At 60.5% G+C, this 23,942-nt stretch carries 17 protein-coding genes and 1 riboswitch; of the genes, 13 read left to right on the forward strand and 4 right to left on the reverse strand.

The genetic code is table 11. The features are described from left to right. Positions 1 to 79 precede the first annotated feature (79 nt). A riboswitch (TPP riboswitch) is annotated at positions 80 to 210 on the reverse strand. 272 nt (positions 211 to 482) lie between these two features. From LQK83_RS09050 to LQK83_RS09085, 8 genes are all read left to right on the forward strand, one after another. Next, entirely contained in the window at positions 483 to 1,577 is a 1,095-nt protein-coding gene (locus LQK83_RS09050; protein ID WP_230837073.1) for an efflux RND transporter periplasmic adaptor subunit, read from the forward strand. Beyond that, positions 1,574 to 2,662, forward strand: a complete 1,089-nt coding sequence (locus tag LQK83_RS09055; protein WP_230837074.1) for an efflux RND transporter periplasmic adaptor subunit — start codon at positions 1,574 to 1,576, stop codon at positions 2,660 to 2,662. The genes LQK83_RS09050 and LQK83_RS09055 overlap by 4 nt, the downstream gene beginning before the upstream one ends. Next, positions 2,659 to 5,718: an efflux RND transporter permease subunit gene (locus tag LQK83_RS09060; protein ID WP_230837075.1), complete on the forward strand. Its 3,060-nt coding sequence runs from the start codon at positions 2,659 to 2,661 to the stop codon at positions 5,716 to 5,718. The genes LQK83_RS09055 and LQK83_RS09060 overlap by 4 nt, the downstream gene beginning before the upstream one ends. Positions 5,719 to 5,850: 132 nt before the next feature. After that, positions 5,851 to 6,633 (forward strand): DeoR/GlpR family DNA-binding transcription regulator, encoded by a 783-nt coding sequence (locus LQK83_RS09065; RefSeq protein ID WP_230837076.1) that lies wholly within the window; start codon positions 5,851 to 5,853, stop codon positions 6,631 to 6,633. Between the two features lie 87 nt (positions 6,634 to 6,720). Then, positions 6,721 to 8,253: a glycerol-3-phosphate dehydrogenase gene (glpD, locus tag LQK83_RS09070; protein ID WP_230837077.1), complete on the forward strand. Its 1,533-nt coding sequence runs from the start codon at positions 6,721 to 6,723 to the stop codon at positions 8,251 to 8,253. Positions 8,254 to 8,625: 372 nt separating this feature from the next. Beyond that, positions 8,626 to 12,678, forward strand: a complete 4,053-nt coding sequence (locus LQK83_RS09075; RefSeq protein WP_230837078.1) for a Pls/PosA family non-ribosomal peptide synthetase — start codon at positions 8,626 to 8,628, stop codon at positions 12,676 to 12,678. 5 nt (positions 12,679 to 12,683) lie between these two features. Then, complete coding sequence (locus tag LQK83_RS09080) at positions 12,684 to 13,160, forward strand: GNAT family N-acetyltransferase (RefSeq protein ID WP_230837079.1); 477 nt, start codon at positions 12,684 to 12,686, stop codon at positions 13,158 to 13,160. Then, positions 13,157 to 13,810 (forward strand): 4'-phosphopantetheinyl transferase, encoded by a 654-nt coding sequence (locus tag LQK83_RS09085; RefSeq protein ID WP_230837080.1) that lies wholly within the window; start codon positions 13,157 to 13,159, stop codon positions 13,808 to 13,810. Before LQK83_RS09080 ends, LQK83_RS09085 begins: the two co-directional genes overlap by 4 nt. Here the strand turns inward: LQK83_RS09085 and LQK83_RS09090 are convergent. After that, a complete protein-coding gene (locus tag LQK83_RS09090; protein WP_230837081.1) occupies positions 13,807 to 14,565 on the reverse strand; it encodes a DeoR/GlpR family DNA-binding transcription regulator in 759 nt (252 codons plus the stop codon). The two genes, LQK83_RS09085 and LQK83_RS09090, sit on opposite strands and share 4 nt — an antisense overlap. A 213-nt stretch (positions 14,566 to 14,778) precedes the next feature. Here LQK83_RS09090 and LQK83_RS09095 point away from each other — a divergent pair, with 213 nt between their 5' ends. From LQK83_RS09095 to LQK83_RS09105, 3 genes are all read left to right on the forward strand, one after another. Next, positions 14,779 to 15,666 (forward strand): choline kinase family protein, encoded by an 888-nt coding sequence (locus tag LQK83_RS09095; RefSeq protein WP_230837082.1) that lies wholly within the window; start codon positions 14,779 to 14,781, stop codon positions 15,664 to 15,666. Between the two features lie 2 nt (positions 15,667 to 15,668). Beyond that, complete coding sequence (locus LQK83_RS09100; RefSeq protein WP_230837083.1) at positions 15,669 to 18,110, forward strand: GcvT family protein; 2,442 nt, start codon at positions 15,669 to 15,671, stop codon at positions 18,108 to 18,110. A gap of 306 nt (positions 18,111 to 18,416) precedes the next feature. Next, positions 18,417 to 19,823: an efflux transporter outer membrane subunit gene (locus tag LQK83_RS09105; protein WP_230837084.1), complete on the forward strand. Its 1,407-nt coding sequence runs from the start codon at positions 18,417 to 18,419 to the stop codon at positions 19,821 to 19,823. A gap of 80 nt (positions 19,824 to 19,903) precedes the next feature. Here LQK83_RS09105 and LQK83_RS09110 read toward each other — a convergent pair whose 3' ends face one another. The 3 genes from LQK83_RS09110 to LQK83_RS09120 are packed head-to-tail and all read right to left on the reverse strand — an operon-like array spanning position 19,904 to position 21,778. After that, entirely contained in the window at positions 19,904 to 20,305 is a 402-nt protein-coding gene (locus LQK83_RS09110; RefSeq protein ID WP_230837085.1) for a DUF2177 family protein, read from the reverse strand. Positions 20,306 to 20,333: 28 nt separating this feature from the next. Next, entirely contained in the window at positions 20,334 to 21,008 is a 675-nt protein-coding gene (locus tag LQK83_RS09115; RefSeq protein WP_230837086.1) for a ChrR family anti-sigma-E factor, read from the reverse strand. Continuing rightward, positions 21,005 to 21,778: a sigma-70 family RNA polymerase sigma factor gene (locus LQK83_RS09120; RefSeq protein WP_330166272.1), complete on the reverse strand. Its 774-nt coding sequence runs from the start codon at positions 21,776 to 21,778 to the stop codon at positions 21,005 to 21,007. The genes LQK83_RS09115 and LQK83_RS09120 overlap by 4 nt, the downstream gene beginning before the upstream one ends. Before the next feature lie 17 nt (positions 21,779 to 21,795). On the opposite strand from LQK83_RS09120, the gene LQK83_RS09125 reads away from it, so the two are divergent. Beyond that, positions 21,796 to 23,151: an NAD(P)/FAD-dependent oxidoreductase gene (locus tag LQK83_RS09125; RefSeq protein ID WP_230837087.1), complete on the forward strand. Its 1,356-nt coding sequence runs from the start codon at positions 21,796 to 21,798 to the stop codon at positions 23,149 to 23,151. After that, complete coding sequence (locus tag LQK83_RS09130) at positions 23,148 to 23,939, forward strand: DUF1365 domain-containing protein (RefSeq protein ID WP_230837088.1); 792 nt, start codon at positions 23,148 to 23,150, stop codon at positions 23,937 to 23,939. The genes LQK83_RS09125 and LQK83_RS09130 overlap by 4 nt, the downstream gene beginning before the upstream one ends. Positions 23,940 to 23,942 lie beyond the last annotated feature (3 nt).

Raw genomic sequence — 23,942 nt, forward strand, 5'->3', positions numbered from 1 at the left:
CAAGGTTTGACATTGGAGACCCAGTTCGAAGCCGGAATGATGTAAAGACGCAAAGCGGAATCCGGGATGGAATCCGTCTATCGCAGCGCTTGCACCGTCCCTACGCCAGTATGAACTGGATCAGGTTCAACGGGTCACTGCGCTGCTTTTCCTTAGAAGGAATTGCCCAGCAGAATCTCAGCCCCTTGCGGGACCCCCCTGGTGAATGCGTTTATGTTAGGGTGGTTTGACGGAAGGCGTCAAGCGGCTTCTGCAGAGGCAGGCGCGGAGGGTGCGAGACCGAGGGAATACCTGCCGCAGTAGACGCAGCGGAGCTTTGGCGATGCGGACTTGCTTCTATGTAGTTTTAGCTATACTTAGCCGCTGGAATTGCCTTTGGGCGGTCCGGTTGCAATTTCGAGTGTGTGTCTTCAAACCGTCGATATAGAAATACGCTAACAAGGGTAAAACGCGATTCGATGCCTCGCGCCGGAGAAGTCTTGATGGATAAGAAAGCCAGAAACAGTTCCGCTTATGCGCTCGGTTTGGTGTTGCTCCTGTCTTCCGTCGTGGAGGGAGCACCCGCCATGGCCGCGGACGGAGCCGATTTCGTCCAGCAGGTCGTCGTTCAGCGGGTGCACAGGCAGGATGTATCGCGTCCGCTTCACGTTACCGGCAATATTGCCGCCGCTACCAGCAGTGATCTGGCCTTCAGGGTTGGCGGCACGGTGGTTGATCGTCTGGTTCAAACGGGAGACACGGTCAAGGCGGGGCAGGTTCTCGCGCGGCTCGGTACGGCGGAACTGGAAGCCAACATTACCGCCGCAAATGCCGGCGTTGCCTCGGCCAAGGCGACGCTCGATCTCGCGACATCCGATCTCGCGCGGCAGAAATCATTGCTCGACAAGGGCTTTACCACACGCTCGACCTATGATCAGGCGACCAAGTCTGTGGATGTGGCAAAGGCTCAATTGAACATCGCGCAAAGCCAGTTGCAGGTCGCGCAGGACAATCTCTCCTATGCGGAACTCAAGGCAGGCTCCGACGGGGTGATAACGGCGGTCAATATGGAGATAGGCCAGGTTGTCCAGCCGGGTCAGGCTGTCGTAACGCTTGCTGTTGGGACAGCCAAGCAGGCCGTGTTCGACGTTTCCGACGCCCTGATGGAGACCGGCGAGATCAAGAGGGCGGAAATCTTTCTGGTGGCCGAACCTTCGGTGAAGGCCAAAGTCCAGGTTGCGGAAATATCGCCGACGGTGAATGTCCCGACGGGCACGGTGACCATCAAGGCCGATATCATTGATCCGCCACCGGCCATGACGCTCGGGGCCGTGGTCGCAGGGTCGGGCAGTACGCTTCCGGTATCGGGGTTCCTTCTGCCTTACAGCGCGCTCGGGCGCGCGGATGACGCGCCGGTTGTCTGGGTTGTCGATCCGGCCACAAACCAGACACTTCCGCGGAAGGTTAGGCTTGTTCAGTATATCGGTCAGACGATGGTCGTCGACGGCGATCTCAAGGAGGGTGATCTGGTGGTCGTCCAGGGTGCGATCTTTCTGAGCCCCAAGCTTGCGGTAAAATATACGGAGGCGGCGCAATGAAGGCTGTTCTGGTGTCCACACGCGGACTTGTCCTCATCGCTGCCGCGCTTGCCCTGACGGCTTGCGATGAAAAGAAGTCGCAGGCCCCGGCGCCGGAGCGGCCTATCCTGGCCGCCAAGGTCGAGATCCGCCCCGAAGTGGTTCTTGATTTTCCAGGCACTATCGAGCCGCAGATTTCCACGCAAAAAGCTTTCCGTGTGGCCGGTCAGGTCGTTGCCCGCAACGTTGGCGTCGGCGACACGGTCAAGAAGGGCGAAGTCCTGGCGGTCCTGGATACGGCCCAGTTGAAGGAAGGTGTCCGGTCTGCAGAGGCAAGCGTCACCAGCGCGCAGGCGCAATTGACGAATGCAGACTCCGTCGACGATCGCGCGAACGCGCTGGCCAAGGAAGGTTTCGCGTCTCCCGCCCAGCTCGAAAGCGCCGCGCAGAACTTGGTTGCCGCCAACGCCAATCTGGAAAGCGCCAGAGCGCAGCTCGAAAAGGCGCGCGAGCAGCTTGGTTATGCACAGCTGATTGCCGACTATGACGGCATTGTCACGGCGTCGAATATCGAGGTCGGGCAGACGACGGCAGCCGGTGCGCCCGCCTTGACGATTGCGCGCCCGGACCTGCGGGACGCGGTGATCGACGTTCCGGACGACATCGTCCGGCGTATTTCAGTCGGCGACGTTTTCGATGTTTCGACGCTGTTTCAGCCCGACAAGAAAATCGAGGGCAAGGTGCGAGAGATCGCCCCCAGCGCCGACAAGCTGACCCGCACGGTGCGCGTCAAGATTTCGATCGGCAATGCTCCTGAAGCCTTCCGGATCGGCACGACGATCGATGCAAAGGCCCGCAAGACCGGCGGAGAAACCATTCTCGTGCCCGCAGATGCGGTTATTTCCGACAACGGAAAGCTCGTTGTCTGGAAGTTCGATCCCGCCAGTTCCAAGGTTGTCAGAACCGGAATCGAGGCGACCGAAGGGCCCGGTGCGACCTATGTCGTCAAATCCGGCCTTGCCGCTGGCGATGTCGTCGCCGTTGCCGGAGTTCATGCTCTCAAGGATGGCCAGCAGGTCAAGCTCGTCGAGGAAGCCAGCCGATGAAACAATTCAACCTGTCCGACTGGGCCCTCGAGCACCGCTCTCTGGTCTGGTATTTCATGATCGTATCGCTGGTCGCGGGCATCTTCTCCTTCTTCAACCTCGGTCGCGAGGAAGACCCGTCCTTCACCATCAAGACGATGGTCATCCAGGCGCAATGGCCGGGTGCGACGGCTGCCGAAACGGCCGATCAGGTCACCGACCGGATCGAGAAGAAGCTGCAGGAGCTTCCCGAACTTCATTATACCAAGTCGATGACTGAGCCCGGCAAGGCGACGATCTTCGTTGAGCTGCTGGCGACGACGAAGGCGCGCGATGTTCAGGGCGTCTGGTTCCGCGTCCGCAACATGATCAACGACATTTCCGCGACATTCCCTCAGGGCGTCGTGGGGCCTTTCTATCAGGATACGTTCGGTGACGTGTTCGGCAATATCTACGCCTTCACCGGTGACGGGCTGAGCTACCGTCAACTGCGCGATTATGTCGAGAGTGCCCGTTCGAGCATTCTTTCGGTCAAGGATATCGGCAAGGTCGATATCATCGGCGCGCAGGACGAGGTTGTTTATCTTGAGTTCTCCCCGCGCAAGCTGGCCGCCTTCGGGATCGACCAGCAGGCCATGCTGACGGCCCTGCAGGAGCAGAACGCGATCTCCCCCTCCGGCGTCATCGACAGCGGTCCGGAGCGCATTGCGCTGCGGGTGACGGGGCAGTTCACGTCCGAGGACAGCCTTCGCAACATCAATTTTCACCTGAACGACCGCTTCTTCCGTCTGAGCGATGTGGCGACCGTGACTCGGACCTATGTCGATCCGCCGTCATCGCTGTTCCGCTTCAACGGGAAGAGTGCGATCGCCCTGGCGGTCGGCATGAAATCCGGCGCAAACCTTCTGAATTTCGGCAAGGCACTGGATGCAAAGCTGGACCAAATTCAAGCGACACTGCCGATCGGTGTGGACATTCATCTTGTGGCGGATCAGCCGAAGATCGTGCAGCAGGCTGTCGGTGGTTTCACCAAGGCCCTGTTCGAGGCGATCATCATCGTGCTCGCCGTCAGCTTCGTCAGCCTCGGCATGCGCGCCGGGATCGTTGTGGCCATCGCCATCCCGCTGGTTCTCGCCATTACCTTCATGGTGATGGAATATTCTCATATCACCTTGCAGCGTATCTCGCTCGGCGCCTTGATCATTGCGCTCGGCCTTCTGGTCGATGATGCGATGATTGCCGTGGAGATGATGATCGCGCGGTTGGAGGCGGGCGATCCGTTGAAAAAGGCGGCAACGGCGGTCTACACGTCGACGGCATTTCCCATGCTGACCGGCACCCTGGTGACCGTTGCAGGCTTCATCCCGATCGGCCTGAATAGCAGCGCCGCCGGCGAATACACGTTCACGATGTTTGTCGTGATTGCGGTTTCTCTCATTGTTTCCTGGATCGTGGCGGTGCTGTTCACCCCGCTGATCGGCGTGACGATTCTTCCGGAAACGTGGAAGAAACACCATGAAGAGGGTCATGAGAGCCGCTGGATGCGCATGTTCCGCAAGGCATTGCAGAGCTGCATGCGCAATCGCTGGCTCACTATCGTCGCCACATTCATCGTGTTCGGGATTTCTGTCTACGGCATGACGTTCGTCCAGCAGCAGTTCTTCCCGTCCTCCGACCGGAACGAACTGGTGATCGACTTCAATCTGCCGAACAATTCCTCCATGGAGGAAACGACGGCGCAGATGACCAAGTTCGAGAACGACATGCTGAAGGGCAATGAGGGCGTCGAGCACTGGTCGACCTATATCGGCGCCGGGGCCCCGCGTTTCGTCCTCGCCTTCGACGTCAAGCAGCCTTCTTCCTATTCCGGCCAGATCGTGGTGATTGCGAAGGATATTCTCTCGCGCGACAAGTTGCTCAGCCAGTTCCAGACATATCTGGACAAGTCCTTCCCCGGCACCGATAGCCTCGTGAAGCTTCTGGAACTCGGTCCGCCGGTCGGACGCCCGGTGCAGTACCGCGTCAGTGGCCCGGATGTCGACAAGGTGCGTGGCTATGCCATGCAGCTCAAGACCGAGCTGAGTAAGGATCCGCACCTTGCCAAGATCGTCTACGACTGGATGGAGCCGGCCCGCGTCGTCAAGGTGGATGTCCTGCAGGACCGTGCCCGCCAGCTTGGGGTGAGTTCCAAGGATATCGCTACGGCCCTCAATGGCATCGTCGGCGGCATGACCGTGACGCAGTTGCGTGACTCGATCTATCTGATCAATGTCATGGTGCGGGCGGACAAGACGGAGCGCTCCTCCATCGATGCGCTCGAGAATCTGCAATTGCCGAATGCGACCGGCAATTCCATTCCGTTGTCCTCCATCGCCCGCTTTGCCTATACAGAAGAACAGCCAGTGATCTGGCGCCGTGACCGGTTGCCCACCATCACTGTGTCGGCCGCCATTCAGGGCGACCGCGAAGCCCTCAATGTGGTCGAGGACCTGCGTCCGACGCTGAAGGCCTTCGCATCGACGCTGCCGGCCGGCTACAAGGTCGAAACCGGCGGCGTGGTCGAGAACAGCGAGGAATCTCAGGAGCCGATCATTGCCGTTCTACCGGTCATGCTGCTTGTCATGTTCACGGTGCTGATGCTGCAGCTGCAGAGCTTCAGCAGGCTTTTCATCGTGATCGCGGTGGCGCCGCTCGGCCTGATCGGCGTTGTGGCCGCGCTGCTTCCCAGCGGCGCGCCGCTGGGCTTCGTCGCCATTCTCGGCGTGCTGGCGCTGATCGGCATCCTGATCCGCAACTCGGTTATCCTCATCGTGCAGATCGAAGATCTGCGCAACGGGGGGATGAATGCCTGGGAAGCGGTGCTCGACGCCACGATTCACCGTCTGCGCCCCATCATGCTGACGGCGCTCGCCGCCAGCCTTGGCCTCATCCCGATCGCCGAGGAAGTCTTCTGGGGGCCGATGGCCTATGCCATGATCGGTGGCATCATCATCGGCACGGCCCTGACGCTGCTCTTCCTTCCGGCGCTCTATGTTGCCGTGTTCCGCATCCGCGAGCCGAAGCCCGAAGAGGTCTGACGCTCGCGCCACCGACCTTTCGCGCCGCAGCGTTTGAGAAACGCTGCGGCTTTTTCATGTTCGGTTCCGAATGCTTTGATTTGCGTTCGAAAGACTGTAATCTGAAACAAAACGAAAGGTGGGTACGTTCGAATGATATTCTCGGCACGACAGGATGAGATCGTGGCGCTCGCCAAGTCGAAGGGGCGTATCTATGTCGAGGAACTGGCAAACCTCTTCTCGGTCACGCCCCAGACCATCCGCAAGGACCTGAACGACCTCTGCGACGCAAAGGTGCTGACCCGCATCCACGGCGGTGCGCTCTTCCCCAGCGGGACCGAAAACCTGCAATATGAGTCGCGCCGCGCCATGGCATCTGCCGAGAAGCAGGATATCGGCCGCGCTGCCGCCGCCCTCATTCCCGACAATGCCTCGCTGTTCATCAATATCGGGACGACGACGGAGGCTGTGGGAGACGCGCTGAGCGACCATCGCGAACTGATGGTCATTACGAACAATATAAATGTTGCCAATCGTTTACGCACTTATCCTGCCATCGAGGTCGTGATTGCGGGCGGCGTTGTGCGCGGCTCCGACGGCGGTATTGTCGGGGAGGCGGCCGTCGACTTCATCCGCCAGTTCAAGGTGGATTTTGCCGTCATCGGCGTGTCGGCGATCGATGAGGATGGCGCCCTGCTCGACTTCGACTATCGCGAGGTCAAGGTCGCGCAGGCGATTATTGCCAATGCCCGGCATGTGATCCTTGTCAGCGATTCCGGCAAGTTCGAGCGCAATGCGCCGGTGCGCATAGGCCACATCTCGCAGGTCCATACCTTCATCACCGATCAATGTAAGGTGCCGCGTATCCGCGAGATCTGCGCGGAAAACGATGTCCGGCTCATCGAAACGGCGGCATCCGGCAGCGCCGCCATATAAGTTTCGTTTGACATTCGTTTTATTTTCGTTTTCTCTGTTTCCAATTTCATTTGGCGCATCCATGCTGCCGGGAATGATGAGGTTGCTATGGCAGAGGCACGGGTTCACGATATTTTCGTCATTGGTGGCGGGATCAATGGATGCGGCATTGCGCGGGATGCCGCTGGTCGCGGCTATTCGGTCGCGTTGGCGGAGAAGGGCGACTTCGCCTCCGGCACATCCTCCGGCTCGACAAAGCTGATCCATGGCGGGCTGCGCTATCTGGAATATTACGAGTTCCGGCTCGTGCGCGAAGCGCTGATGGAGCGCGAAATTCTCTGGGCCATGGCTCCGCATGTCATCTGGCCCATGCGTTTCGTGCTGCCGTTCCAGAAGGGTGGCATCCGTCCCGCATGGCTGATCCGCCTCGGTCTTTTCATCTATGACAATCTCGGCGGCCGTAAGCTTCTGCCGGCGACGAAGACGCTGGATCTGCGCCGTGATCCGGCAGGCAAGCCGCTGAAGCCGCTCTTCGCCAAGGCTTTCGAATATTCCGATGGCTGGGTGGATGATGCCCGCATGGTCGTGCTGAACGCCCGTGATGCCGCCGATCGAGGCGCTGAAATCCATAATCGGACCGAGGTGGTCAACGCCCGCCGCGAGAAGGGTCTCTGGATCATCGAAACGCGGAACATCGACAGCGACGAACGCCGCACCTGGCAGGCGCGCATGCTGGTCAACGCGGCCGGCCCCTGGGTCGACAAGGTTCTTGCGGGTGTCGTCGGCCGCAACGACGCGCAGAATGTCCGCCTCGTGCAGGGCAGCCACATCGTGGTGCGCAAGAAGTTCTCGGATCCGCGCGCCTATTTCTTCCAGAACCCCGACAATCGCATCATCTTCGCGATCCCCTACGAGCAGGAGTTCACGCTGATCGGCACGACCGACCGCGACTTCAAGGGCGATCCGCGCGATGCCGTCATCAGCGAGGGAGAGATGGATTATCTCTGTAACGCAGCCAGCGAATATTTCGCCGAGCCGGTGCGGCGCGAGGATGTCGTCTGGACCTATTCCGGCGTCCGTCCGCTCTTTGACGATGGCGCGTCGAAGGCGCAGGAGGCGACACGCGATTACGTGCTGAAGCTCGAGGCGGGGGAAGGAACGCCGCCGCTGCTCAATGTGTTCGGAGGCAAGCTGACGACATATCGCCGACTGGCGGAGCATGCGCTGGAAAAGATCGGGGACGCCATCGGCGGCAAGGGCAAGCCGTGGACCGCTGGCTCGCATCTGCCGGGTGGCGACTTTGCCGTCAGGGATTATAGCGCACAGGTCTCCGCTCTGCTCGGGCGTCATGCATTCCTTTCGCGCGACCATGCCGAGCGGCTCGTCCGGTGCTATGGCACCAGAGCTTCCGATATTCTGGGCGGCGCTCAAGGCATCGCCGATCTGGGCGTCCATTTCGGCGGTACGCTCTATGAAGCTGAAGTGCGCTATCTGATCGCGCATGAATGGGCGCGAACGGCGCAGGATGTGCTGTGGCGACGCACCAAGCAGGGCCTGCATATCGCGCAAGCCGACATGGCTGTGCTGGAGCGTTATATGGCCGATCAGGCAGAGAGCGGCAGCTCGGCGGCGGCGCGCTGAAGGCCGCCACCGCTCGCCTTTGATCTGCGCATCAGAAAGACACGGCCGGTGGCGCAAGCTCGACGGCTGCATTGTGTTGACCGCGGCCGCGTTGCCAAGGCGATCATGGACAAAGTTTCATGAAACGCCCGCCGTCTTGCCGGACAATCGCCCCAATGTAATTGTTTGAAGCTGAGGAGCGGGTGGTTGCGTACGGGGACGTCAAGGTTTTGTCATTGAAACAGACTATGTGCCGATTTTGCTTGCAAGCCTGCCAAATCGGAGTAATGCAACCCCGATTATCACAAGATTAACGACCGACATGCGCCGGGGATGGTCCCCGTCCGCGCAAGCGGTTAATCGGCTGAATGATGCCTACTGGAGTTATGCACTATGACGTCGGCAACCCGATCGAGCGCTGAGAAGAATGAGCGTGGGTGGCTTGGAGACCGGCAGGTTCTTCTCGGCGATAATTTCGCCGACGAGGGCCGGCCCGGCGAGCGTCTGGATCGGGTCTTTGCCCAGCGCGCCGAGACTTTCGCGACGCATCCGGCTGTCATTTCCGCAGGGCGCACCTGGACCTATGACGAGATGGACCGGCGGGCCAACCAGCTCGCCCGGCTCCTGATCGAGAAGGGTGTGCGGGCCGGCGATCGCGTGGCGCTGCTGCTCGACCGTTCCGCCGAAACCTATATCGCGGTTCTCGCGGTGATGAAGGCCGGAGCCGCCTTCGTGCCACTGGCGACCGCCTTTCCGCCGGAGCGCATGGCCCTGATCATCGAAGATGCCGGCATCCGTCTCGTGCTGACGATCGAGGGCTATCTCGAAAAGGCGAGCCAGCTGTCCGTCGAAAACCTTCTGATCGACCGCGCCGGCGAAGACGTGGATACGAAGAGCGACGTGCCGCTGACCGCGTCCGAGGTTGCCATCTCTACCGACGACACGTGCTATATCCTTTACACCTCCGGCACGACGGGCAAGCCCAAGGGCGTTGTCATCCGCCATCAGAGCATCTGCAACTTCGTGCGGGTTGCGGCGCATTCCTACGGCTACAAGCCCGGCGACCGCGTCTATCAGGGCATGACGATTGCGTTCGACTTCTCGACGGAGGAGATCTGGGTTCCGCTCGCAGCCGGTGCGACGATCGTTCCGGCGGCTGGGCAGATGACGCTGGTCGGCGACGAACTCGCAGACTTCCTGCGTGCGAATGAAATCACCTGCATGGCCTGCAGCCCGACGCTTCTGTCGTCTATCGAAAGCGATGTGCCGAGCCTGCGCCTGATCCTCGTGGGCGGTGAAGCCTGTCCGCAGAACCTCGTGGCGCGCTGGGCTACCGGCAAGCGCAAGATACTCAACACCTATGGTCCGACGGAAGCCACCGTAACGGCCACGATGGGCGTCCTGACGCCGGACAAGCCCGTGACGATCGGCAAGCCGCTGCCGACCTATTCCGTCGTCATCCTCAATCCGGAAAAGCCGGAACTGATGCCCGTGGGCGAGATGGGCGAGCTTGGTATTGCCGGTATCGGGGTGGCCGTCGGCTATCTCAACCGCCCGGAACTCACCGAAGAGAAGTTCATCAACGACTTCCTCGACCTGCCCAACAACCCTTCGCATCGTATCTACCGCACCGGTGACCTCTGCGTCATCAATGCCGATGGCGATGTCGAATATCACGGCCGCATCGACACGCAGGTCAAGATCCGCGGCTATCGCATCGAGACCGGTGAAATCGAGGCGATCCTTCTCGATCAGCCGCAGATCGCGCAGGCTGCCGTCACCACCTTCGAGGTTCAGCCGGGACGCATCGAACTCGTCGGCTACTACGCGCTGAAATCGGGCGTTGAAGGTCTGGATCGTCTGACGCTCTCGCGTGAATTGAAGCGCCGCTTGCCGGATTACATGGTTCCGAACTTCCTGGAGCAGCTCGACGCGCTGCCCATGACGGTTTCGGACAAGATCGACACCCGCCGGCTGCCGAAGCCGACCATGGGTCGCGTATCGGACAACCGCTCAAAATTCCTGCCCAGCACGGACGATGAGCGCTTTCTGGCCGCAGCGCTGGCGGACGTCCTCAAAGTGGAAGAGGTCTATGTCGAGGACAATTTCTTCGACGATCTCGGCGCAAACTCGCTGCTTCTGGCGCATTTCTGCTCGCGCGTTCGCACGCGGAAGGAATGGGCGACCACGTCCATGCGCGACATTTATGCCAATCCCAGCATCGGCCAGCTGCTCGCCCATTTTGGCAATACAGCCGCCGACGAGCCGCTGACTGAAGAAATTGTTCTGACGCATCGCGCCTCCAGCTTCGCCTATTGGCTGACGGGGGCGGCGCAGCTCGCCTTCTATGGCGTTTACGCCTATGTGGGTCTCTGGCTGTTCAACTATGGGCTGATGTGGCTTTACGAAAAGCTGGATGAACCGCTGGCGCTCTACATCCGCTGCGTCATTCTCTCGGGCGCGGTCTTCTTCTCAATGACGGGCTTTTCTGTCGCCGCGAAATGGATCCTTGTGGGCCGCTGGAAGGAAGAAATCTTCCCGATCTGGAGTTGGCGCTACTATCGTTTCTGGGTCGTCAAGACGCTGATCCGCACCGCGCCGGTCGTGCTTTTCCGCGGCAGCCCGCTTTACAGCCTCTACCTGAAGCTCCTGGGCGCAAAGCTCGGCTCCAGCACCGCGATCGAGAGCAAGTCGGTTCCCGTCTGCACAGACCTGATTTCCATCGGTGAAAACTCGATCCTGCGCAAGGAAACCCTGATTCCCGGCTTCCGCGCCGAGGCCGGCTATATCCACACGGGCCGCATCACCATCGGTCGCGACGCGTTTGTCGGCGTCGGCAGTGCGCTCGACATCGATACGAAGATGGGTGACGGCTCGCAGCTCGGCCACGGTTCGTCGCTGCAGCGCGGCCAGGTCATCCCGGATGGCGAGCATTGGCACGGCTCACCTGCTGTGAAGTCCAACGCGGATTACTCGAAGGTGCGCGGTGTCACGCTGTCGCGCGCGCGCCGCGTCATCTACGAAGCCGTCCAGCTGATCTTCCTCTTCACGGTCCTCACGCCGCTGCCGCTGATCATCCAGACCTACTGGGAAAATGTCGGCGATGGCTATCAGGAAACGATCGGTCTGGTTGCGATCGGCGCCGTTGTTGCCGAAGTCGGCGGACTTACGCTTGCTCTCCTGCTGGCCGTGGGCGTGCCGCGCCTGTTCCGGCGTTTCCTCGAGCCCGGCAAGACCTATTCGCTCTACGGTGTTCATTACTTTATGCAGTCGGTGACGGAAACCGTCAGCAACTCGCGCCTGATGAACCTGCTGTTCGGCGACAGCTCGGCCGTCGTCCACTACATCCGCGCTGTCGGCTGGAACCTCAACACCGTCGTCCAGACCGGCTCGAATTTCGGGACGAACACGCAGCACGACAACCCGTTCATGTGCGACCTCGGCAGCCGGACCATGGTATCCGACGGTCTCTACATGATCAACGTGCACAAGTCGGCCTCGTCGTTCAGCCTGGCGCCCACGCGGATCGGCGACGACAACTACTTCGGCAACAACATCTATTATCCGCCGGATGGCAAGACGGGTGACAACTGCCTTCTTGGAACCAAGGTCATGGTTCCGATCGAAGGGCCCGTACGCGAGAATATCGGCCTTCTCGGCTCTCCGCCCTTCGAAATTCCGCGCATGGTCAAGCGCGACCTCGACCTCATTCAGGGTGTCAGCGAAGAGGATCGCCGTGCGCGCCTGCCGCGCAAGAACATGTACAACTTCTGGACCGCTGTTCTTTTCCTGGCGGCACAGTGGGTCGCCCTGTTCTCGGCGCTGGCAATTTGGGACCGCGCGCTGAACTACTATACGGAATGGGGTGGCACGGGTCTCTTCATCGCCACGGTCATCGTGACGACCTTCGAGATCTTCATGTATATCATGATCGAGCGCGCCAGCCTTGGTTTCGGCAAGCTCAAGCCGATGACCACGACGATCTATGAGGAGCGTTTCTGGCGGCATGAGCGGCACTGGAAGCTGTCCGACTCGCCGATCATGTATCTCTTTGCCGGCACGCCGTTCCGGCCGCTGATCCTGCGCGCCGTCGGCGTCAAGATGGGCAAGCGGGTTTATGACGGCGGGGCCAACCTGACGGAACGCTCGCTGGTGGAAATCGGCGACGATGCGACGCTGAACGAAGGCTGCGTCATCCAGGCGCATTCGCTGGAAGAAGGCGCGTTCAAGTCGGACTTCATCCGCATCGGCAAGGGCTGCACACTCGGCCCGGCTGCCTTTGTCCACTATGGCGTGGTCATGGGCGAAGGCTCGATTGCCGAGACGGACAGCTTCGTCATGAAGGGCGAGGCCCTGGAGCCGAACACGATCTGGCGCGGCAACCCGGCCAAGCTCCATAGCGTCATCACGCCTATCAAGGAGGGTGCCGCGCGCACCAAGAGCTGATCGTCATGGCGGGTGGAGAGGCATCTCGTCCTTCTGTCCGTCTGGTGCCGATTGCGGCGCGTGATCGTGCCGCAATCGAGGCGCTGGCTGTCGAGCCGGCGCAGGCGCATTTCGTTGCCGACAACGCAGCCTCGCTCGCCGAGGCGGATCATGATCCGGGCGCATCGCCACGCGCCATCATGGCCCGCGACACGTTCGTCGGCTTCCTCATGTATGACGCTTCCGACCGCGACGACGTGCGGCTTTATCGCTTCATGATCGACTTTGCGCAGCAGGGACGGGGCTATGGCCGCGCTGCGCTGAAGGCGTTTCTGGACGAGATCGCCGCGCTCGGCGATGTTTCCCGCATCTCCATCTGCTATGAGCCCGAAAACGAACCGGCCCGTAGTCTTTACGCCAAGGCCGGTTTCATCGAGGAGGGGCTGGACGAGGACGGCGAGATGATTGCCGCGTTGGATCTGCGTGGCTCCGGCGGCTCATGAGCGGCGGCGAAGCATTTTCGGCTGCTGCGGGCGAACGCGCCCTTGAGGAGGCGCTGGCCGCCCTTTTGCCTGCCGGCATTCGCGCCGCTTGCCGCGCCATCCGGCCGGGAGATGCCGCGCTGCTGATGCCGCAGGAGGCGATCTCGATCTCCGCACGCAAGGATCGGATGCGCGATGCCAGCGGCGCTGCCAGACATGTCGCGAGGGGTTTGCTGGAGCGTGAAGGTGTTTCGGGTTCCCCGATCTTGAAGACGGCCGCTGGCGCTCCCCTATGGCCGAATGGAAGCGTCGGTTCGCTGGCGCATGACGATGCCTATGCCGTCGCGGCCGTCGCTTCAATGGCTTCGTTTGCGGCGCTGGGCATTGATGTCGAGCCAGCCGAGCCACTTGCCCGCGAGGTTGCCGAAATTGTCAGGATCGCCGACGATGTCCTTGATGGTGTTGATGTCATTTTTGCGGAGCGTTTGCTTTTTGCGGCCAAGGAGGCCGTCTACAAGGCAGTGTTTCCGCGTGATCAGGTCGTCCTCGGCTTCGAGGACGTCGTCATCGATTTGAGGAAGGGTCTCGGGCGGACAAGCAGGGGGCGCATCGTCGAGCTCGCCTTTTGCCTACGCCCGCGTATCGTCGTTCTCGCCTGGGAACGGGCCTAGTCCGCAATCGTCAGTTCAGCGTCTGCATGTCGGACGGCCGTTGCAATCTCCTCCGGCGGTGCCGCTTCCGTGACGATTTCGGATACGTCGCCGAAATCGCAAACATGGATCAGGCCGGCGCGGGAGAATTTTGAACTGTCGGTGACGACGATCTTGCGTCGCCCGCGGGAGAGCACGGTGCGGGCGAATTCCGCCTCGTCCAGGGCATAGTCGAGAATGCCCGAGACATCAACCGCGCCTGCCGAGATGATGGCATGATCGACGAAGAAGCGGGTGATGAATTCGATGGCAGAAAGGCCGAAGACCGCGCCGCTGTCCGGGCGGATTTCGCCGCCGGCCATGTAGACACGGTTGCCGTTGACGCTCGCCAGAACGCGCGCGATGTCGGAGGAGTTGGTGATCACCGTCAGCCGTCGATGGCCGAGCAGTTCACGGGCGAGAAAGCTCGTCGTCGTGCCGGTATCGAGCATCAGGCTCTCACCATCCGTGACGGTGCGGGCGACGCGCTCCGCGATCTTCTTCTTGGCCGCGCTCATCTCGCGCATGCGCTTTTCGAACGGCGCTTCGCCGCGCGCGGAGGGTAGCGCCACGGCGCCGTGCATGCGCAACACCGCGCCGCTTTCGGCCAGAGGCTTGATGTCGCGGCGGATGGTTTCGAGCGACACGCCGAGGCGTTCCGCCAGATCAGATACGGCCATGGAGCCGTCCATCTCCAGCAGTTTCAGAATGTCACCATGTCGTTTCGAAGCCAGCATGTCGGGGCGCTTCCTGTGTCGTGCGGGTCTGAAACTATACAAACTCGGGCAAAATCGCAATCGCTGTTCAATTTATGCGGTCATAATCGGTCATAAAGACACATTAAGCCACAAAATTGGATTGACTCTCGCCAGGATCGTGTTTGAATTTGCCGAGCGTCGAGACACGGAGAAACATAAGGGAACCGGTCTCGTCAGACACTGGAGGCGCTGGTGCAGGCAGGCGTTGAAGACAGGATCGCTGACCTTGGCTGCTGGACCGGCCGGATCGAGATCGAACCGCTGAAGGGCGGGATTTCCAATGAAAGCTATCTTGTCAGCGATGGGCTCGGCCGTCATGTCGTGCGTTTCGGCAAGGATTATCCCTTCCATCACGTCCTGCGGGAGCGGGAGATCATGACCGCGCGGGCGGCGCACGAGGCGGGCTTCGGGCCGAAGGTAGAGCATTCCGCGCCAGGGGTGATGGTCTCGGCTTTTCTGGCCGCGCGAACTTTTGCGGCAGATGATGTGCGCGCGAATGCCGAGCGCGTGGCGGCGTTGCTGCGGCGTTTCCATGAGGCGATGCCCGCACATGTGACCGGACCAGGCTTCATGTTCTGGCCGTTTCATGTCATCCGCGATTACGCGCGGACGCTGGAAGCCGGCAAAAGCCGGATGTCAGCCCAAGTGCCGCGTTACCTGGAACTCTGCCGGGTGCTGGAGGCGGCGCAGACGCCACTGCCGATCGTCTTTGCTCATAACGATCTTCTGCCCGCCAATATTCTGGACGATGGCGAACGTCTCTGGCTGATCGACTTCGAATATGCCGGCTTCTCGACCGCCATGTTTGATCTCGCGGGCACGACCTCGAATGCGGGCTTTTCAGACGATCAGGCAGACGATTTTCTCGCCGGCTATTTCGGCGGCACGGCGCCGACCGAAATCCGCCGCTCGCATTCGGCCATGCAATGCGCCTCGCTGCTGCGCGAGGCGATGTGGAGCATGGTGTCCGAAATCCATCTCTCCGCGCCCGGTGCCGATTACGAGAGCTACACGGACGACAATCTGGTGCGGCTTGAGACCGCGCTTCAACACCATCAGTCAACCTACGGAAAGCTTTGAACATGGCGCTTCCCTCTCACGCCCAGATCGTCATCATCGGCGGTGGCATCATCGGCTGCTCGACGGCCTATCATCTGGCGAAAGACCACAAGGCCGATGTCGTGCTGCTGGAAATGGGCCAGCTGACCTCGGGGTCCACATGGCATGCGGCCGGTCTTGTCGGGCAGCTCCGCTCCTCGGCCTCGATCACCCGCGTGCTGAAATATTCAGTCGAACTCTACAAGGGGCTGGAGGCCGAGACGGGGCTCGCGACCGGCTGGAAGATGACCGGCTGCCTGCGCCTTGCCACCAACGAGGATCGCTGGACGGAGTTCAAGCGAACGGCGACGACCGCCAAGAGCTTCGGCATGGACATGCATCTGATCTCGGCCGAAGAGGTCAAGAAGATGTGGCCGCTGATGGAGACGAGCGACTTGATCGGCGCCAGCTGGCTGCCGACGGACGGGCAGGCGAGCCCCTCCGACATCACGCAGTCGCTCGCCAAAGGCGCACGTATGCATGGCGCCAAACTTCTAGAAAACGTCCGCGTGACCGGTTTCGACATCAGGGGTGGCGTGATTACCGCCGTGAAGACGGATCAGGGCGACATTCAATGCGAGAAGGTCGTCAACTGCGCCGGGCAATGGGCACGGCAGGTGGGCGCGATGGCGGGCATCAACGTGCCGCTGCAGCCGGTCAAGCATCAGTATATCATCACCGAGAAGGTGCCGGGTCTGGCGCTCGATGCGCCAACGATCCGCGATCCCGATCGGCGGACCTATTTCAAGGAGGAGGTCGGCGGCCTTGTCATGGGGGGCTATGAGCCGAACCCGCAAGCGTGGACGACGGGCGAGGTGCCCAATGATTGGGGTTTCCGCCTGTTCGACGACGATTTCGACCATTTCGAGCAGCATATGGTGCAGGCGATCGAGCGCGTGCCGGCGCTCGAAAATGTCGGCGTCAAGCAGATGATCAATGGGCCGGAGAGCTTCACGCCGGATGGCAATTTCATTCTCGGCGCTGCGCCCGAATGCAAGAACATGTTCGTCGGCGCAGGCTTCAACGCCTTCGGCATTGCGTCCGGTGGCGGAGCAGGCTGGGTTCTGGCGCAATGGGTGGTCGATGGCGAAGCGCCGCTCGATCTCTGGGTAGTCGATATCCGCCGCTTCTCCGGGCTCCATCGCGACCGGCAATGGGTCTGCGACCGGACGCTCGAAGCATATGGCAAGCACTACACGGTCGCCTTCCCGCATGAGGAATATGAAAGCGGCCGTCCGCGCCTCGTTTCGCCGCTTTATGAGCGCTTGAAAACCCACGGCGCCGTCTTCGGCTCCAAGCTCGGCTGGGAGCGGCCGAACTGGTTTGCAGGGGAGGGGCGTGAAGGCTGCGACGTCTATTCCATGGGTCGGCAGAACTGGTTCGACGCTGTCGGCGAGGAGCACAAACATGTGCGCGAGGCCGTGGGCGTCTTCGACCAGTCGTCCTTCGCCAAGTTCGAGCTTTATGGCCCGGATGCTGGCCGCGCGCTCGACTGGATCTGCGCCAACGATGTGGCCAAGCCTGCCGGGCGGCTCACCTATACGCAGCTTCTCAATACGCGCGGCGGCATCGAGGCCGACCTGACGGTGGCGCGGTTGGCCGAGGACAAGTTCTACATCGTCACCGGCACGGGCTTCCGGACACATGACTTCGGCTGGATCGAGGATCATTTGCCCAAGGGCAGCCGTGTGACACTCGGCGATGTCACGGAGGATTTCGGCACATTGTCTCTGATGGGACCGCATGCGCGTGTGGTTCTGGAGAAGGTGACGGACGCGGACGTGTCCAACGCCGCCTTCCCCTTCGGCCATGTCCGGGAACTGACGATCGCCGGGCATTTGGTTCGCGCGCTGCGGGTGACCTATGTCGGCGAACTCGGATGGGAACTGCATGTGCCGATTGCCGCGACCGGCGATGTCTTCGACGCGCTGATGGCAGCCGGCGAGTCCTTCGGCATCCGCCCGACCGGCTATCGCGCGATTGAATCGCTGCGCCTTGAAAAGGGCTATCGCGCCTGGGGCTCCGACATCACGCCGAACGACACGCCCTTCGACGCGGGCCTCGGTTGGGCGGTGAAACTGAAGAAGGATGTCGATTTTGTAGGGCGTAGCGCGCTTCTCGCAAAACAGGGGCAGCCCATCGTCAAGTCGCTGGCCTGTTTCACGGTGGATGACCCGTCTGTCGTACTTCTCGGCCGCGAGACGATCCTGCGCAACGGCGAGCCCGTCGGTTATCTCACCAGCGGCGGCTATGGCTATACGGTCGGCAAGAACATAGGCTATGGCTATGTCCGCAATCCTGCCGGTCTCGATGAGGCCTGGCTGCAGGTGGGCCGGTACGAACTGGTTGTCGCCATGGAAACCGTCAGCGCCGCGCTGCATCTCGGCCCGCTTTACGATCCGACGATGCAGCGCATCAAGGCCTGATAGCCTTTGCCACGCCGTCCGAGGGACAGGCGTGGCAAATTTGCCAGCTTTCCGAACGATCGTTCGCTCTGCGCCATTTCTTAACGCTTTTTAGCTTTTCACTTCACAAAGGCGTGCTTATCTATTGGCTGTCTCCGGCTGCTGAAGGGGGCAGGAATGGTGGCCTTGCGTTGCCCTGCGCGGTTTTCCGCATCTTTTTGCGGATGAATGCGTGCCTGCCAATTTTGGGGCTTTTCTGAGCCGGGAACCGTATAGTAAGGCTTCAATATTAATATGTCGGTAACCATAACCCGAGTGCCCCATCTCATGAAACCAACTCTCCATACCGTTGCGCCGCTGGCGATGATGTTGTTCCTTTCAGGCTGCATGGTTGGCCCCGACATGCAGGCGCCGGAAACGCCGATGCCGGCGAAATTTTCCGAAGGCGGCAAGAACAGCAACGGCGACGTCACCACGGCAACATGGTGGACGGCCTTTTCCGACCCGCGCCTCAATCATCTGATGACCGAAGGAATGTCGAAAAACCTGACCGTGCTGCAGGCCCTTGAGGCGATCGAGCAGGCGCGTCAGGGCGTCGTCGTCGCGGGCGCCGGCTCGCTTCCGAGCCTTGCCGGCAGTGCCTCCGAGACGGTCAGCAAGTCGAATGGGGTCAACGCGACGCCTCAGCGGTCGACCACGTCTGGCTCACTTTCCGTGTCCTGGCTGCTCGATCTCTTCGGCCAGTATCGGCGCGCCAAGGAAAGCGCCAACGCTTCGCTTGATGCATCTTATGCCACAGCCGATGTTGCGCGCCTGACGGTGATATCCAACGTTGCGACCTATTACGTGAATGCGCGCTATTACCAGCAACTGCTGGCAATTGCGCGGGAAAACCTCAAGACTCGTCGAGACACGCTGGATTTGACGAAAGCCCAGCTCGACGCCGGCGCGGCTTCGCGTCTCAACGTTGTTCAGGCTGAAGGTCTGGTCAATTCGACACTGTCTGATATTCCGGGGCTGGAAACGAATTTCCGCCAACAGGTCAATCATCTTTCGACCCTGCTTGGCGTTCCCGCGCCGACGCTTCTCGCAGATATGCAGCGTAGCGGTCCGCAACCGGTGGCGCGTGACAGGATCAAGGCGGGCATTCCCGCAGATCTGATCCGCAATCGTCCGGATATTCGCAAGTCCGAACGGCAGCTGGCCGCCGCCGTCGCCAATATCGGAGTGGCCGAAGCCAAACTCTATCCCAGCGTCCAGCTGAGCGGTTCGATCTCGCCGCTCTATCTGGCGTCTTCGCCCCTGACCGGGAGCGGTGCGAGCTGGTCCTTTGGTCCCTCGCTGAGCCTGCCGATCTTCGAAGGCGGCGCGCTGCGTGCGAATGTGAAGAGCTCGGAAGCGGCTGCGCGTGCAGCCTATCTCGCCTGGAAGGCTTCGGTCCTGCAGGGCATCGAGGAAACCGAGAATGCCATGGTCGCCTATAACCGCGATCGTGCGACAGTGTCCGCGCTTCGTGCCTCGGTCAAGAACTATGAGGAAGCGTTGAACCTTTCCAAGACCAACTACAAGAACGGTGCGTCTTCGCTGCTCGATGTGCTCGATGCGCAGCGCTCGGTTGCGACCGCCCAGCAGAGTCTGGCCGCCGCGATCCGCCAGTCTGCACTGGACTATATCGCGCTCAACGTCGCCGTCGGCGGCGGTTATGCTGCGGGCCAGGACAAGGCTGGCGAATAATCGTTATCCCAGAATGTGAAAGAGCCCGCCGGCGAGATGATCGACGGCGGGCTCTTTCGTTTCCGGGTTGCGCTGAACTGTCAACCGAACCTTCGCACAATCCAGGCGCTGATCGCGCTGGAGGTCGCCGTGATGAACGCGCCCCAGGCCAGATCCGCCAGCGTCACCGAAAGCGGCCAGTCCCGCATGGTGGCCATGTTCGTCAGGTCGTAGGTCGCATAGGCGACGAGACCGAACAGGGCGCCCTGCCGTGCCGCTACGGCTACCCTGCCTGTTGAGGCCGCCGGCAGCACGACGAAATGCACCACGCCCGCCAGATAGATGACGTAGAAGAAGGCCGCAGCCACGAAATCCGGCTTCGGCGCGAGCAGATGCCCGATGGTCGCCTTGTAGAAGTCGACGGCAATCACACCGAGCCAGATGGAGTCTATAGCCAGAAAGGCGATCGCCAGACTGGCGAACGCGATCAATGCCTTGCGCATGATTTTGAATCCTTTGATTCAGGTATCGTCAGATGCCGATCAGCGGCTGGATCATCCGGACGATGCGGCTCTTGAACCTCAGCGGCGCATCCGTCACGGCCAGGCAGATACAGTCTTCCCCCGGATCGGCGATCGGCTGGTGATCCACTGTCTCGTCTGTTTCCTCGAAATCACCGGGCCCGAAGCGACCACTGATGTCGCTGAAGCTGCCCTTGAGAACCAGCGTCAGTTCGCGTCCACCATGCGTATGTTCAGGCACGGGCTTGCCGGCCGGAATGCGCAGCAGGCGCACGGAGATATCCTGGTTGGACGTCTTGATGGGAAAATGGTAGGCGCCCAGACCGAGCGGCTTCCATTTCACCGCGTTGACGTCGCCGCCAATGTAGGAGCGAAGCGGTTCCGGTACCGATCCAGCGCCGGCAGACATTTTTTTCTTCGGCACGGGAACTTCCGCTGCCGGTCCGGCATTCCCCAGCCGGGTACGCATGGCTTCCCAAGAAAAATCTGCGGCCGTCGCTGCGTCGGGCTCGACCTCGATCGCTTCCAGCGCAAGGCCGCCTGCGGCCTCCATCATGGCGAGCCGCTTGCGGCAGGCAGGGCACATGGCCAGATGCGTGGCGACGGCAATACTCCAGCCTTCCTCAAGAACACCATTGGCGTAGTCGAAGAGAAGTTCGTCGCTGATGTGATGTCTTATGTTCATGCTGCGTCTCCCAGGATTTCGCGGAGACGCGAGAATGCGAGCCGAATACGAGATTTGACCGTGCCGAGCGGCAGATTCATGCGTTCGGCAATCGCGCTGTGCGAAATCTCTTCATAAAAAGACAGACGCAGGAGATCGGCCTGCTCAGGCGGCAGCTTCACCATGGCTCCGCGCAAGCGTTCAGCCTCCTGATCGGCCTGAAAAATATGATCTGCGGCGGGCTCCGGATCGGGCACGAAAGCCGGATCGTTCGGATCGAATTCCGGCCGGTTCGTCTTGCGAAACGCGTCGATCCGCACATTACGCGCAACGGTAAATATCCAGCTGGACACCGATCCGCGCGCCGGATCGAACAATGCCGCCTTATTCCAGATCATCATCATCGTTTCTTGCATCAATTCTTCTGCCTGCTGGCGATTGCCGCCACGCTTCAGCATGAACGCTCTGATTTTAGGTCCGAAGTGCCTGAACAGGACTTCAAACGACTTAATATCTTTGCTGGCGCCCACGGCGATGAGGCATGCTGACAATTCTTCCTTATCCGGTTCTTTCACAGTCTTTTCCAACTTGCGGACGCGAACCTTGGAGGAACCCACGCCATTCTTCTCCGCCGGCCAGGATGGCTGAGGGCGGAATTCTCTTGATGCAAACGTCGAAGCAACTGTGTCCATGCCGCAAGTTACGCGGCGGTTTCGCTGCCGGATCACAGCATCGAAGAAATTTAGCATCATTTCAATCCGGAAACCTCTATCGAGCGTATTGATTTTCAAAACGAAAGGAACACTCGATGCTCAACACGATCAAACCGCAAAAGTCTCAGGGAAACCGCCATGTCGCCGTGATCGGCAGCGGCATTTCCGGGCTGAGCGCCGCATGGCTGATCAGCAAGCATTGCAGGGTGACTTTGATAGAGGCTGACAATCGTCCGGGCGGCCACTCCAATACCGTGGACGTCAAGACGGAAAACGGCTCCGTTCCGGTCGATACCGGCTTCATCGTCTATAATGAGTGGAATTATCCGAACCTCGTTCGCCTGTTCCAGACGATCGGCGTGAAGACGGAAGCTTCCGACATGTCGTTTTCGGCCTCCATCAACAATGGAGCCTTCGAATATTCGGGCACGAACTTTCTGTCGATGATCGGTCAGAAGACCAATATCATCCGAATCCGATTCTGGCAGATGGTGGGCGATATTTTGCGGTTTTACCGCGAGGCGCCCGTTGCCGCGAAGCGGGATGACGCGCGCGAGATGACGCTTGGCGAATTCCTCGATCGCGAGGGCTATTCGAAAAGCTTCGTCGACAATCACATCCTGCCGATGGGCGCCGCAATCTGGTCGACCACGGCCAAGGAGATGCGGTCCTATCCGCTCGTCGCCTTCATCCGCTTCTTTGAAAGCCACGGTCTGCTCTCGATTCTCAATCGTCCTGTCTGGCGCACGGTCAGCGGCGGCAGCCGGCAGTATATCGAGCGCATCCTGTCGGATTTCGATGGCGAAGTACGGCTGAATTCGCCGGTTCGCTCCGTTCGCCGCGCCGCGGAGGGCGTGCTGGTTGATTGCGGGCAGGGGCCGGAGCTTTTCGACGACGTGGTGATCGCAACCCATGCCGACCAGGCCCTCGCCATGCGCACGGACGCCAGCGAGCGGGAGCGTTCCCTGCTCGGCGCCTTCAAATACACCCACAACACCGCCGTTCTGCACAGCGACGCAGGACTGATGCCAAAGCGCAAGCGGGTTTGGTCGAGCTGGAATTATATTGGTGAGCGTGGCGGGTCGGGCGACGAGCAGCTTTGCGTCACCTACTGGATGAACAAGCTGCAGAACCTGCCTGCAAAGACTCCGGTTTTCGTGACGCTCAATCCCTGCCGTCCGGTCAGGGCCGACATGGTTCATGCGTCTTTCGACTACACGCATCCGCTGTTCGACACGGCCGCGCTCGACGCGCAGAAGCGGCTCTGGTCGATCCAGGGGCAGGGCGGCATCTGGTATTGCGGCGCGCATTTCGGCAGCGGCTTCCATGAGGATGGCCTGCAGTCCGGTCTTGCGGTGGCTGAAAGCCTGACGGGCGGAAAGCGACCGTGGCAGGTGGCAGGTGAATCGGGCCGTATCCACCTTCCGGAGACCTTGGCGGCCGCAGAATGAATTTTCGATCCGCCATATATGAAGGTCACGTCGTGCACCGGCGCTTTGCGCCGAAGACACACACGCTGAACTATCGCGTCTTCTCGCTGCTGATCGATCTGGATGAGCTGGAGGCACTGAACTCGAAGCTGCGTTTTCTCGGCGTGGACCGTTTCGCGCTGTTCAGCTTCTTCAACAAGGATCACGGGAACCTGAAGCCGGGTGAGAGCCTGAAGGACTGGGCGCTGTCGCATGTGGCCGAGACGGGTTTTGACACAGCGGGGATGCGGGTCGAGATGCTCTGCTATCCGCGTATCTTCGGCTACACGTTCAATCCGCTGACGGTCTATTACTGCTATGCGTCGGACGGTTCACTGAAGACCGTGCTTTACGAAGTCTGCAACACCTTCCACGAGCGTCACACCTACATCATCCCGACTTCCGCTCAGGACGGACCGATCAAGCATAGCTGCGCGAAGACTTTCTACGTTTCGCCTTTCATGCCGATGGACTGCGAGTATCATTTCGATATACTCAAACCGCAGGACAGAACCGCGATCAGGATTACGGAAACCGGACCTGACGGAAAGATGTTGTTTGCATCTTTCGCCGGCGAGAGACGACCGATGACGGATCGCAACCTGTTGCGCGCGTTTCTGAAATATCCGCTCATGACCATGAAGGTCACGGCTGCGATCCATATCGAAGCCGTTCGCCTCTGGATCAAGGGCCTGAAAATCTATCGGCACAGTCCTGCGGAGAAGGTCGTGGCCAGCTCGCTCGTCGGTGTCGCAAAGCCGGGGGAATAAAGC

The sequence above is a fragment of the Rhizobium sp. C1 genome (assembly GCF_021026335.1).
Taxonomy (GTDB): domain Bacteria; phylum Pseudomonadota; class Alphaproteobacteria; order Rhizobiales; family Rhizobiaceae; genus Ensifer_A.

Excerpts from the sequence above, each read along its gene's own strand:
- LQK83_RS09050 (WP_230837073.1), top strand. The coding sequence starts at position 483 with ATGGATAAGAAAGCCAGAAACAGTTCCGCTTATGCGCTCGGTTTGGTG.
- LQK83_RS09055 (WP_230837074.1), top strand. The coding sequence starts at position 1,574 with ATGAAGGCTGTTCTGGTGTCCACACGCGGACTTGTCCTCATCGCTGCC.
- LQK83_RS09060 (WP_230837075.1), top strand. The coding sequence starts at position 2,659 with ATGAAACAATTCAACCTGTCCGACTGGGCCCTCGAGCACCGCTCTCTG.
- LQK83_RS09065 (WP_230837076.1), top strand. The coding sequence starts at position 5,851 with ATGATATTCTCGGCACGACAGGATGAGATCGTGGCGCTCGCCAAGTCG.
- glpD (WP_230837077.1), top strand. The coding sequence starts at position 6,721 with ATGGCAGAGGCACGGGTTCACGATATTTTCGTCATTGGTGGCGGGATC.
- LQK83_RS09075 (WP_230837078.1), top strand. The coding sequence starts at position 8,626 with ATGACGTCGGCAACCCGATCGAGCGCTGAGAAGAATGAGCGTGGGTGG.
- LQK83_RS09080 (WP_230837079.1), top strand. The coding sequence starts at position 12,684 with ATGGCGGGTGGAGAGGCATCTCGTCCTTCTGTCCGTCTGGTGCCGATT.
- LQK83_RS09085 (WP_230837080.1), top strand. The coding sequence starts at position 13,157 with ATGAGCGGCGGCGAAGCATTTTCGGCTGCTGCGGGCGAACGCGCCCTT.
- LQK83_RS09090 (WP_230837081.1), bottom strand. The coding sequence starts at position 14,565 with ATGCTGGCTTCGAAACGACATGGTGACATTCTGAAACTGCTGGAGATG.
- LQK83_RS09100 (WP_230837083.1), top strand. The coding sequence starts at position 15,669 with ATGGCGCTTCCCTCTCACGCCCAGATCGTCATCATCGGCGGTGGCATC.
- LQK83_RS09105 (WP_230837084.1), top strand. The coding sequence starts at position 18,417 with ATGAAACCAACTCTCCATACCGTTGCGCCGCTGGCGATGATGTTGTTC.
- LQK83_RS09110 (WP_230837085.1), bottom strand. The coding sequence starts at position 20,305 with ATGCGCAAGGCATTGATCGCGTTCGCCAGTCTGGCGATCGCCTTTCTG.
- LQK83_RS09115 (WP_230837086.1), bottom strand. The coding sequence starts at position 21,008 with ATGAACATAAGACATCACATCAGCGACGAACTTCTCTTCGACTACGCC.
- LQK83_RS09125 (WP_230837087.1), top strand. The coding sequence starts at position 21,796 with ATGCTCAACACGATCAAACCGCAAAAGTCTCAGGGAAACCGCCATGTC.
- LQK83_RS09130 (WP_230837088.1), top strand. The coding sequence starts at position 23,148 with ATGAATTTTCGATCCGCCATATATGAAGGTCACGTCGTGCACCGGCGC.